The following is a 12068-nucleotide window of genomic DNA, read 5'->3' on the forward strand; positions in this document are numbered from 1 at the left end:
CGAGGAGGCTTGGCGAACGCCCCCCGGAAAGCAAGCGCCTGGAGCGGAAATCAACCATTTCCCCTCCAAAATAAATAAAAAAGACAAAAAGCATCGAAGTCTCGATGCCTTTTGTCGACAATCTGAAGCTGCCTACTATGGCAGCTTTTTATCTTTGTTCAGCACATCATTCTTTAAAGAAGTTTTTATTAGAAATATATATTTTAGCAATTTTAGCTAAAGACTCATTTTTTGACGCATCAGATTCATATAATTTAGTTAATGATGGCTTAATACAGTAGCCTTAACTAGTTGCGGGAGTGGATGATAAATGGTGAGAATATCAGAATTCCAGATTAAAGATGTTGTGAATGTAGCTGACGGAAAAAAATTGGGGAATATTGGAGATATTGAAATTAATTTAACTAACGGAAAGATCGAAGCAATTATCATTAGTGGGGCAGGTAAAGTTTTGGGTTTTTTCGGCAAAGATGAAGAGGTTATTATCCCTTGGAAGAATATATTAAAGATTGGTGAGGATGTCATCTTAGTTCGTTATATAGATGTAACCCAATATAAACAAATTGAAGAAGAAGAAGAGCAATAATTGTCATTTTTTCTGTGAGCTTTTGGCTAGGTATGGTAAACTATAGAAAACTAAAGAGGTTAGACACATGGAACCATTCGTTTTAAAGGATGAAGAATTGTTTCTTATTCAGGATTGGATGAATGAGACAACAGGTCTTGTTGCAGGCTTTACGACAAAAAAGGGTGGAACTAGTAACGGTAAATATACAAGTTTAAATGTCGGTTTTCACGTTGACGATACGTTTGAAGCTGTTTGTGATAACCGCAAAAAGATTTCCAAATTAATAAACTTCCCTATTAATCATTGGATTAGCGCGCAACAAACTCACGATGTGCACATTCAAAGAGTGACGAAGAAGGATAGGGGGATGGGATCCCTTTCCTACCATGAGGCGTTTAAAGAGACTGACGGTTTTTTCACCTTCGATAGTGGTGTCCTATTAATATTGAATTTTGCTGACTGTGTACCATTGTATTTTTATGCTCCAAAGGAAAAAGCTATTGGTATTGCTCATGCAGGATGGAAGGGTTCGGTCCACGGGATTGGGGTAAAAATGATCGATGTTTTTAAAGAGGAAGGAATCGAACCTAACAATATTTTTGCAACTATTGGCCCTTCTATTTGCGAAAAATGTTATATTGTAGATGACCGAGTAGTTAATTTAGTTGAAAACGCACTAGAACATGTCGAAAAAAAGCCATATAATTTAATTAGTGGTAATCAATATTACTTGAACTTGCAGGAGCTTAATCGGCAGTTACTGTTAAAAGCGGGTTTACCAGAGCAAAACATACAAGGAACGAATCTATGTACGAGCTGTCATGAAGAACACTTTTTCTCCCACCGACGAGACAAAGCAATGACAGGACGGATGATGAGTTTTATTGGTTGGAAGGAGGACCCCATCGATTCATGAGTGTTAAGGACAATCTGAAAAACATCCAGGAAAATATTATTGCAGCTTGTAGTAAAGCAAACCGGAATGCTGAAGAAATTAAAATAATCGCTGTTACTAAATATGTTTCAATAGATAGGGCAATAGAAGCAGTTGAGGCTGGTGTAACCCACTTAGGAGAAAATCGAGATGATGGACTTTTATCCAAATGGGAGGAACTAAAGGACAAGCCCACATGGCACTTTATCGGTTCATTACAAACTAGAAAAGTAAAGAACGTGATTGATAAGGTGGATTACATACATTCGTTAGACAGACTCTCCCTTGCAAAAGAAATTAATAAAAGAGCTACAAGGACCATAAATTGTTTAGTACAAGTAAATGTTTCTGGGGAAGAGTCGAAACATGGAATGGAGCCAGAAGCTGTTTGCGACTTCGTTAAGCAATTAGAAGGGTGTCCCAATATACATGTAGCAGGATTAATGACAATGGCGCCTTTTACAGAAGATGAAAGTATGATCCGAGACTGCTTTAGAAGGTTAAAGAACCTTCAGTTAGAAGTGAAGAATTTGAAACTGGATTTTGCTTCATGTAATGAACTCTCAATGGGGATGTCGAATGATTATCGGTTAGCTATTGAAGAAGGGGCGACTATGGTGCGTATTGGAACTGCACTCGTAGGTCAAGAAAGCCAGGAGGTTAAATAAAATGAGCTTGAAATCCAAAATTAAAACATTTTTTTTCCTAGATGATGAATATGACTATGAAGAAGGGGAAATGGCTGAAAGTGAAGTTCAGCAGCCTGTAAAGCCTCAAAAACAACAACAAACCCAACAAGCTGTTCAAAAACAAAATGTTGTTAGTCTTCAAAGTGTTCAACAAAAGGCTTCTAAAGTAGTGCTGATAGAACCGCGCGTTTACGCAGAGGCTCAGGACATTGCTGATCAGTTAAAAAATCGACGTTCAGTCATTGTTAACCTTCAAAGGATCGAACGTGACCAAGCAAAAAGAATCGTAGATTTCTTAAGCGGGACTGTTTATGCTATTGGTGGAGACATACAAAAAATAGGATCAGATATTTTCTTATGTACCCCAGATAATGTTGAGGTTTCAGGTAATATATCACAGCTGTTGCAAGAGGCTGATCTTGAAGATTCGAGGTGGTAAGTAGATGGAATTTGTTTTATTAATTTTAGTAAGGTTAATTGAATACTATTCATGGGCATTAATTATTTACATTTTACTCTCATGGTTTCCAAATGCTAAAGAAAGTGCGATTGGGCAATTTTTAGCTCGTATTTGTGAACCTTATTTAGAACCTTTTAGAAAGTTTATTCCTCCACTTGGTATGATTGATATTTCTCCAATTGTAGCAATTTTAGTTCTACGTTTTGCTACGTCTGGATTAGTACAGTTATTCGGTTGGTTTTTATAATAAATCTATTGATCGGATGTACGCTTAGTTTACCACTATAAGTGGGTAGGGTAGCCTATATTGAAGATTTATTTAGTTCTAAAAAGGTTGCTATATTAATGTTTGCTTTTTTTAACAAGAAAAGAGCCTTAAATATATATGGCCTTAATGTTAAGGGGCTTTTTATAGTCCCTTTTTTCGTATTTTTCTTTAGATTCCAACTATGAGATGGATTTACACAAGGACGTAGGTGGTTAAGTGAGTATTTACCAACATTTTCGACCTGAAGAGCGTGACTTTATTGATCAAGTAATGAACTGGAAAGACCATGTTGAGAATACCTTTGTAGCTAAAGTTACGGATTTTCTAGATCCTAGAGAGCAACAAATTGTCAAAACCATTATTGGTACACAAGCGGATGTAAAAGTGGAGATGTTTGGAGGAATGCCGGGGGCTGAAAGACAGCGAGCTCTCATTTATCCTGAATATCACCAAGTTGACCTAGAGGACTATGAAATTTGCTTGTTTGAAGTAGATTATCCAAGTAAGTTTGTCACATTAGAACATCCCCAAGTATTAGGTAGCCTGATGTCCTTGGGATTAAAAAGGGGGAAATTCGGCGATATCCTATTGGAACAAGATCGAGTCCAATTTTTTGCAGCAAAAGAAGTATCTGATTATATTATGCTACAATTGGATTCAATCGGGCGGGCATCAATCAGTTTAAGGGAAATGCCGTTAAGCGATGTGATAAACGTATATATACAATGGAACGAGACATCCACAACTGTCTCATCTCTTAGACTCGACACGGTCCTTTCAGCTATCCACAACATATCTAGGCAGAAGTCACAATTGTACATAAATCAGGGTCTAGTGAAGGTTAATTGGACTACGATAGAAAATAATGCATTTGAATGTGGTGAAGGAGATATTTTATCAGCAAGAGGCTTTGGTAGAGCAAAAATAATCTCCATTGAAGGAAGAACAAAAAAAGACAAACTAAGAATTATTGTTGGTAAACAAATTTAAAATTTTTTGAAGGATTTTCTCATTACCTGTCGAATATTATCAAAACACATAAATGATAGACTAAGATGGAGGTGGCCTTATGCCATTAACACCGTTAGATATACATAACAAGGAATTTAATAAAGGGTTCCGCGGTTATGATGAAGATGAAGTAAATGAATTTTTAGACCAAGTTATTAAAGATTACGAGCTTATTATCCGTGAAAAGAAAGAGTTAGAGGAAAAGCTTAACGACCTTACTGAGCGTATTGGGCATTTTAATAATATTGAGTCAACATTAAACAAATCAATCGTAGTTGCTCAAGAAGCTGCTGAAGAAGTTAAAAGAAATGCTCAAAAAGAAGCAAAATTAATTATAAAAGAAGCGGAAAAGAATGCTGACCGCATCGTTAATGAATCCTTATCTAAAGCTAGGAAAATTGCTCTAGAAATAGAAGATTTAAAGAAACAGTCAAAGGTTTTCCGAACTCGTTTTAAAATGTTAATTGAGGCCCAATTAGATATGCTTAATACAGATGATTGGGATTATTTGATGCAATATGAACTTGATGCAACTGAACTAAAATCAGCAAAAGAAGAAGAAGACACAATGGCTTGACGAAACGTATTTGTTTCGCATATAATTTCCTAACAAAGTAATACGTTCTACGATGATAGGGACAGTATAATCATTCAATACTTTTTTAAGCGAGCTGGAGTTGGTGTGAGTCCAGTAAAAGTGAACGATTAGAAGATCCCCCTTGAGTACCAGGTCGAAAGCATAGCTGAGTAGACTATGGCGTTTTATTCACGTTACGAATATCTTGAGCGGATAGGATTATTCTATCTACAAGGGTGGTACCGCGGGAGTTTAAACCTTCTCGTCCCTTTTTAGGGATGAGGAGGTTTTTTTATTTTTCATTTCTTTGGTAATAATGGTAACTGTGAGTTTTATTTTAAAGAATTCAACCAGTAAATACTGATCCACATAAAACCATTTTTGCTCAACAGTAGTGTATAGGAGGAAATATTAACATGGAGTACAAAGATACGTTATTAATGCCACAAACTGAATTTCCGATGCGAGGAAATCTTCCAAATCGCGAGCCGGAAATCCAAAGCAAGTGGGAAGAGATGGACATCTATGCAAAAGTACAAGAAAGAACGAAAGAACGTCCAATGTTTGTTCTACACGATGGACCGCCATATGCTAATGGTGATATCCATATGGGGCATGCTCTTAACAAAATTCTAAAAGATTTTATCGTTCGTTATAAATCAATGAGTGGATACAATGCTCCATATGTGCCTGGATGGGATACACACGGACTACCAATTGAACAGGCTCTTACAAATAAAGGGGTTAAGCGTAAAGAATTAACAGTAGCTGAGTTCCGTAAATTGTGTGAAGAGTATGCTTACGAACAAATTGATAGTCAGCGTACTCAATTTAAACGACTAGGGGTTAGAGGCGATTGGGAAAACCCATATATCACTTTAAAGCCTGAGTATGAAGCACAACAAATTAAAGTATTTGGAGAAATGGCTAAGAAGGGCTATATCTATAAAGGGTTGAAGCCTGTGTACTGGTCACCTTCAAGTGAGTCAGCTTTAGCTGAAGCTGAAATTGAGTATAATGACAAAAAATCTCCTTCAATCTATGTTGGTTTTAAAGTAAGAGATGGAAAAGGTGTTCTTGATACAGATACACAAATTGTGATCTGGACGACTACTCCTTGGACAATGCCAGCTAACTTAGGGATTACTGTTCACGCTGACTTAGACTATGTAGTCGTAGAAGTAAGTGGACAGAAATATGTTGTGGCCCAAGAATTACTTGAATCTGTTGCAAACACGATTGGTTGGGAAAATCCTAAAGTAGTTAAAACGGTTAAAGGTCAAGAGCTTGAACATATTTTAGCTAAGCACCCATTATATGATCGAGATTCATTAGTGATGCTTGGTGAGCATGTAACAACGGATGCAGGTACAGGATGTGTTCACACAGCACCAGGTCATGGTGAAGATGACTTCCTAGTTGGTCAGAAATATGGATTAGAAGTTTTATGTCCAGTAGATGATAAAGGATACTTTACAAAGGATGCTGTAGGCTTTGAAGGATTATTCTATGATGAAGCGAATAAACCGATTACTCAAAAACTAGAAGAAGCTGGTGCATTATTAAAGCTTACGTTCATCACTCACTCTTATCCTCATGATTGGAGAACGAAGAAGCCAGTAATCTTCCGTGCAACAGCTCAATGGTTCGCATCCATTAAAGATTTTAGAAATGAATTATTAGAGGCTGTAAAAGAAACAAAATGGGTTCCAGCTTGGGGTGAAACTCGATTATTTAACATGGTACGTGATCGTGGAGACTGGTGTATTTCTCGTCAACGTGTTTGGGGAGTGCCAATTCCAGTATTCTTCGCTGAAAGTGGAGAAGAAATCATCACTGATGAAACGATTGATCATGTTTCTAATTTATTCCGTCAGCATGGATCTAACATTTGGTTTGAGCGAGAAGCAAAAGATCTTTTACCAGAAGGATTTACTCATCCAGGAAGTCCGAATGGGAAGTTCACAAAAGAAACAGATATCATGGATGTTTGGTTTGACTCTGGGTCTTCACACCAAGCAGTTCTTGAAGAACGTGATGACTTGCAGCGTCCAGCAGACTTATACCTAGAAGGATCTGACCAATATAGAGGTTGGTTTAACTCATCTTTATCTACTGGTGTAGCTGTAACGGGGAAAGCTCCATATAAAGGTGTTTTAAGTCACGGTTTTGCCTTAGATGGTGAAGGTAGAAAAATGAGTAAATCGATTGGAAACGTTGTTGTTCCTGCAAAAGTAATGAATCAGCTCGGAGCTGACATTTTACGCCTATGGGTAGCATCTGTTGACTATCAAGCAGACGTACGCGTATCTGACGCAATTTTAAAACAAGTAGCTGAGGTTTACCGTAAGATTCGTAATACATTCCGTTTCCTACTTGGGAATCTAAATGATTTCAATCCAGAAACGGATAGAGTTGCATTTGAGAATCTGCGTGAAGTAGATCAGTTTATGCTTGTGAAGCTAAACAAACTAATTAAAACAGTAAGAAATGCATACGAAAACTATGAGTTTGCGGGAATTTATCACGCTGTGAACAACTTCTGTACACTTGATTTAAGTTCTTTCTATTTAGACTTTGCAAAAGATGTTCTTTATATTGAAGCAAAAGATCATGCTGAACGCCGTGCAATTCAAACGGTTTTATACGAGTCCCTAATTGCTTTAACAAAGCTTGTTGCACCGATTCTATCTCATACTGCTGATGAAGTATGGGGATATATTGATTCAGTTAAAGAAGAAAGTGTTCAACTTACGGATTTACCTGAAGCAGTTGAGATTGCAAATAGTAAGGCATTAGAGGATAAATGGACTGCTTTCATGGAACTTCGTGATGATGTACTAAAAGCGCTAGAGGAAGCTCGTAATAATAAAGTGATTGGTAAATCATTAACAGCCAAAGTAACACTTTACGTAAACGACAAAACGAAAGATCTTTTAGAATCCATCTCAGAAAACTTAAAACAGCTATTTATTGTTTCTGGTTTTGAAGTAGCAGGCTCTTATGAAAATGCACCAGAAGAGGCGTTGAAATTAGATACAGCTGCTATTGTAGTGACGAAGGCTGAAGGTGAAACTTGCGATCGCTGCTGGACAGTTACACCGGAAGTGGGTCAAGTAGACAGCCATCCTACATTATGTACTCGCTGTGCACAGGTAGTAGAAGAGAATTATAGTCATTTATCTTAATTTAATTATTTGAAAAACTTCTCGTTAAATGACGAGGAGTTTTTTCTTTTAGGCTGTTTTCGCATAGAATGCTGCTTCGTGCATCTTTTCTGCACAAAATAATAGAAAACAGCACCATAATCATTTAAAAGCAGTTTAAAGTATTTGAAAAGTAAAAAAGTTTATGAAAAGAGCCTTCTTTTACTAATATTTTTATAAACATCGTTAACCATAAGGGTATACATAAAAAAAGAGCGAAAAATATTCCACCTTCGTTAATAGTTGTTTACTATGTAAAATGTTTTTTCGAGTCATTAACTATTTGCCGGTAATACTATTTGTACATCAAACCTATAGAGTAATCTAAAAGGTTGTTTGCAAAATTGATACGGCTTTATACCGATGAGGACGAAATGAACGTTTATTCAGCGACAATTTAAGAACGGAGGGAAACATATGGATGCAAACCAGGAAAAGCTCTATTTAGAACTCCGTAAAACAAGAAAGGAAATAGTGGAAAGACTTGAAGAGGGTCAAGGCTCAGATTTAATCAAACCTATGTTAAAGGAAGAGCTACGTGATATCGAAATCGCATTGGAAAAGATTCAGAATGGTGAATTTGGAAGATGTGAATTTTCTGGTGAACTGATTCCTGAAAATTTGCTCATGATGGTTCCCACTATCAAAACGATGAAGGATTGTAAAAATATTGATCGCTTTTTCTGTAAGCCGATATACTCATGATGCTGTCGTTTTCCATACGTTTATGCTAAAATGCAAAGGTAATGAATTAGAAGTGTTTGGAGGTTGCCTTTGTGTTTTATTACATAATTGCTTTATTTATTATTCTTCTTGATCAATGGACGAAATGGCTCATTGTAAAAAATATGGAGATTGGAGACAGCATTAAAGTTATTGAGAACTTCTTTTATATAACATCACATCGCAACCGTGGCGCTGCATGGGGGATTTTACAAGGGCAGATGTGGTTCTTCTATGTAATAACAATCATTGTGGTGATTGGGATTATCTATTACATTCAAAAAGCGGCTAAAGGGAAGCTTTTGTTAGGGTTATCGCTAGCTTTAATGCTAGGTGGAGCAATCGGCAATTTTATTGATCGATTATTCAGGAAAGAAGTAGTGGATTTTATCAATACTTATATTTTTGGATACGACTTTCCTATTTTTAATATCGCCGACTCTGCATTAGTCATTGGGGTTGCACTGTTAATGCTTCAAATGATTAAAGAAGAAAGAGAAGCAAAGGAGAAATCTAATGGAGAAAATGGAACACATCGTTCTTGAAGAACAAGTCGGTGAAAGAATTGATAAGGTTCTTTCAACGATAAATGCTGAATGGTCTCGTACTCAAGTACAACAGTGGATTAAGGACGGTCATGTACTTGTAAACGAAAAAAATGTTAAAACGAATTATAAATGCTCCTTGAATGATGCAATTAGCATTCTAATACCCGAACCAGAGGAATTAGATGTTATTCCGGAAGAAATGAACTTAGAAATCTATTACGAGGATCATGACGTTATTGTTGTGAACAAGCCTAAAGGGATGGTTGTTCATCCGGCACCTGGCCACATGACAGGAACACTTGTAAACGGATTAATGGCACATTGTAAAGACCTTTCGGGTATCAATGGAGTATTAAGACCTGGAATTGTTCACCGGATTGATAAAGATACATCAGGTTTATTGATGGTTGCTAAAAATGATTTAGCTCATGAAAGCTTAGTTAATCAACTGGTTGCAAAAACAGTAACGAGAAAATATAGAGCCATCGTACACGGAAACATCCAGCATGATTACGGAACGATTGACGCGCCTATTGCGAGAGATCCTAAAGACAGGCAAAGTATGACGGTTGTGGATAACGGAAAAAAAGCCGTAACTCATTTTCATGTATTAGAAAGATTTACGGATTTTACCTATGTTGAATGTCAATTAGAGACAGGTAGAACTCATCAAATCCGTGTTCATATGAAATATATTGGCTTCCCATTAGCTGGGGATCCTAAATATGGACCAAGAAAGACCCTAGATATAGGTGGCCAAGCTCTACATGCCGGAGTACTAGGATTTAATCACCCAAGAACGAATGAGTATCTTGAGTTTGAAGCTCCTCTTCCGGAGTATTACGAAGTTCTGTTGAATAAGTTGCGTAGGGAATAGGGAAAATTAAAATTCTTTATTGACAAAATTCTACACGTCATATAAGATTACCTTAGCTGAATAAGTCCTTTAAAACAGTCCCGTGAGGCTGAGAAGGAAACGGATAAGTGAAGTGGGATACGCATGCCCATTTTGCATAAGTAGGATTCGTATACCCTCTCGCCCATGGTGAGAGGGTTTTTTGTTCATTATAAGCAAAAAAAAATAAAAGGGTGATTGCGATGACTAAAAAAGCAGTCGTACTAGATGAACAGGCGATACGAAGAGCATTAACTAGAATAGCACACGAGATAATCGAGAAAAATAAAGGGATAGAAGGTTGCATCTTAATAGGAATTCGTACAAGAGGAATATACCTAGCAAACCGGCTAGCAGAAAGAATTGAGCAAATTGAAGGTGCTAAAATTCCAGTCGGAGAGTTAGATATTACATTGTACAGAGATGACTTAACAAAAGCAACTGATGATCAGGAACCTTTAGTCAAAGGATCAGATATTCCTAATCAAGTTAACGACCGAAAAGTTATTTTAGTTGATGACGTATTATATACAGGAAGAACTGTAAGAGCAGCACTTGATGCTTTAGTTGATTTAGGAAGACCTTCTTCTGTACAGCTTGCGGTTCTAGTCGATCGTGGTCATCGTGAGTTACCAATCAGAGCAGACTACGTTGGAAAGAACATTCCAACATCTAGCTCGGAAAAAATAGTTGTAGAATTAGCAGAAGTTGATGAAAAAGAACAAGTAAGTATTTATGAAATTTAAATTAGACCTTTTAAATGTAGTCCAGAGAGGCTAGCAAAAGGATTGTAATAATGGGACCCCCCATTTTACTTTTCAAGACTAGCCTCTTTGAAAGAAATTTCAAAGAGGTTTTTTATTGAAAGGGAGAGACATAATGAACAGAACAGTACTTGATATCAAAGATGTACCAACTAAAACACAAATGATTACACTAAGCTTTCAACATATGTTTGCGATGTTCGGTGCTACTATTTTAGTACCAAAGCTAGTTGGGTTAAGCCCAGCGATTGCATTACTAACAAGTGGTATTGCAACAATCATTTTCTTGTTAATTACACAATTTAAAGTGCCTGCCTATTTAGGATCATCATTCGCCTTTATCGCACCAATCATCATCGCTTCAAATGGAGGAGAAAATCCAGGGAATGCAATGATTGGAGCAATGGCAGTAGGGGTAACATACGGAATTGTATCACTTATTATATGGAAAACAGGTTACAAGTGGTTAATGCGTCTTTTACCGCCGATTGTGGTAGCACCAGTTATTATGGTTATTGGTTTAGCTTTAGCAGGTGTTGCAGTAGACATGTCTATGAATGTTAATGGAGAATATAGCTTCCTTCATTTTTCAGCAGCTTTAGTAACATTATTTTCAGCCATTATATTCACGGTTTATTTTAAGAATATCCTAAGCGCTATGCCAATCTTAATGGGATTAATTATTGGTTATTTCTACTCAGCAATGATCGGAATTGTCGATTTCTCAGCAGTTAAAGAAGCAGCTATTTTCGAAATGCCTGATTTCTTAATACCAGGAGTACATTACGAATTTACCATTACTTCTACCATCTTACTTGCAATGGTACCAATCGTGCTAGTTACGATTTCAGAACACATCGGTCACCAATTAGTACTAGGTAAAGTTGTAAATAGAAACTATATTAAAGATCCAGGCTTACACCGTTCGATTGTTGCAGATGGTTTAGGAACATTTGTAAGTGCATTACTTGGTGGACCACCAAAAACAACTTATGGTGAAAACATCGGTGTTCTAGCAATCACAAGAGTATACTCGGTTTATGTCATTCTTGGTGCAGCGGTTCTAGCGATTTTGTTTTCGTTCTTTGGTAAAGCAATGGCGTTCATTCAAACAATTCCAACAGCCGTTCTTGGTGGAATCTCGATTCTATTGTTCGGTATTATTGCATCAAGTGGATTACGTATGCTAGTTGAAAATAAAATTGATTTCGGTCAGAACAGAAACTTAGTAATTTCGTCTGTTATCCTAGTAGTTGGAATTGGTGGAGCTGCATTAGAAATATCTGAGGCTTTCTCGATTGAGGGAATGGCATTAGCAGCAATCATCGGGGTTATTCTTAACCTAATTCTACCTGGAAGAGATAAGGACACTAGTTTATTCGAAGAAGATAATGAAGTTGCATAGTAACACCTTTTAATTAAATC

14 protein-coding genes and 1 other annotated feature are annotated in these 12068 nt (G+C 36.9%); all 14 genes read left to right on the plus strand.

Annotated elements, in window-relative coordinates:
* Nucleotides 1-220 (plus strand): hypothetical protein (locus tag ACFYKX_RS00005; protein WP_389356825.1); only part of this gene is annotated, 220 nt, incomplete at its 5' end.
* Nucleotides 221-310: 90 nt separating this feature from the next.
* Entirely contained in the window at nt 311-586 is a 276-nt protein-coding gene (locus tag ACFYKX_RS00010; RefSeq protein WP_389356827.1) for a YlmC/YmxH family sporulation protein, read from the plus strand.
* 67 nt (nt 587-653) lie between these two features.
* Nucleotides 654-1484, plus strand: a complete 831-nt coding sequence (pgeF, locus tag ACFYKX_RS00015; RefSeq protein WP_389356829.1) for a peptidoglycan editing factor PgeF — start codon at nt 654-656, stop codon at nt 1482-1484.
* The gene (locus ACFYKX_RS00020; protein ID WP_389356831.1) at nt 1481-2170 is read left to right on the plus strand and encodes a YggS family pyridoxal phosphate-dependent enzyme; all 690 of its coding nucleotides are present in this window, start codon (nt 1481-1483) and stop codon (nt 2168-2170) included. Before pgeF ends, ACFYKX_RS00020 begins: the two co-directional genes overlap by 4 nt.
* Before the next feature lies 1 nt (nt 2171).
* Nucleotides 2172-2630, plus strand: coding sequence for a cell division protein SepF (locus ACFYKX_RS00025; RefSeq protein WP_389356833.1), 459 nt, complete (start codon nt 2172-2174; stop codon nt 2628-2630).
* A gap of 4 nt (nt 2631-2634) precedes the next feature.
* Complete coding sequence (locus tag ACFYKX_RS00030) at nt 2635-2898, plus strand: YggT family protein (RefSeq protein ID WP_389356835.1); 264 nt, start codon at nt 2635-2637, stop codon at nt 2896-2898.
* A gap of 237 nt (nt 2899-3135) precedes the next feature.
* Nucleotides 3136-3909: a YlmH family RNA-binding protein gene (locus ACFYKX_RS00035; protein WP_389356837.1), complete on the plus strand. Its 774-nt coding sequence runs from the start codon at nt 3136-3138 to the stop codon at nt 3907-3909.
* Nucleotides 3910-3988: 79 nt separating this feature from the next.
* Complete coding sequence (locus ACFYKX_RS00040) at nt 3989-4507, plus strand: DivIVA domain-containing protein (protein ID WP_389356839.1); 519 nt, start codon at nt 3989-3991, stop codon at nt 4505-4507.
* Nucleotides 4508-4550: 43 nt separating this feature from the next.
* Nucleotides 4551-4780 (plus strand) — a binding site (T-box leader).
* A gap of 143 nt (nt 4781-4923) precedes the next feature.
* Entirely contained in the window at nt 4924-7695 is a 2772-nt protein-coding gene (gene ileS, locus ACFYKX_RS00045; protein ID WP_389356841.1) for an isoleucine--tRNA ligase, read from the plus strand.
* A gap of 435 nt (nt 7696-8130) precedes the next feature.
* Entirely contained in the window at nt 8131-8418 is a 288-nt protein-coding gene (locus tag ACFYKX_RS00050; RefSeq protein WP_389356843.1) for a hypothetical protein, read from the plus strand.
* A gap of 71 nt (nt 8419-8489) precedes the next feature.
* Entirely contained in the window at nt 8490-8981 is a 492-nt protein-coding gene (gene lspA / locus ACFYKX_RS00055; RefSeq protein WP_389356845.1) for a signal peptidase II, read from the plus strand.
* The gene (locus ACFYKX_RS00060) at nt 8953-9861 is read left to right on the plus strand and encodes an RluA family pseudouridine synthase (protein WP_389356846.1); all 909 of its coding nucleotides are present in this window, start codon (nt 8953-8955) and stop codon (nt 9859-9861) included. Before lspA ends, ACFYKX_RS00060 begins: the two co-directional genes overlap by 29 nt.
* Nucleotides 9862-10082: 221 nt before the next feature.
* Nucleotides 10083-10625, plus strand: a complete 543-nt coding sequence (pyrR, locus tag ACFYKX_RS00065; protein ID WP_389356848.1) for a bifunctional pyr operon transcriptional regulator/uracil phosphoribosyltransferase PyrR — start codon at nt 10083-10085, stop codon at nt 10623-10625.
* A 133-nt stretch (nt 10626-10758) separates the two neighbouring features.
* Nucleotides 10759-12048: a uracil-xanthine permease family protein gene (locus tag ACFYKX_RS00070; RefSeq protein WP_389356850.1), complete on the plus strand. Its 1290-nt coding sequence runs from the start codon at nt 10759-10761 to the stop codon at nt 12046-12048.
* The last annotated feature ends 20 nt before the right edge of the window (nt 12049-12068 follow it).

Source organism: Cytobacillus spartinae, assembly GCF_042865285.1.
Classification (GTDB): Bacteria; Bacillota; Bacilli; order Bacillales; family Cytobacillaceae; genus Robertmurraya_A; species Robertmurraya_A spartinae.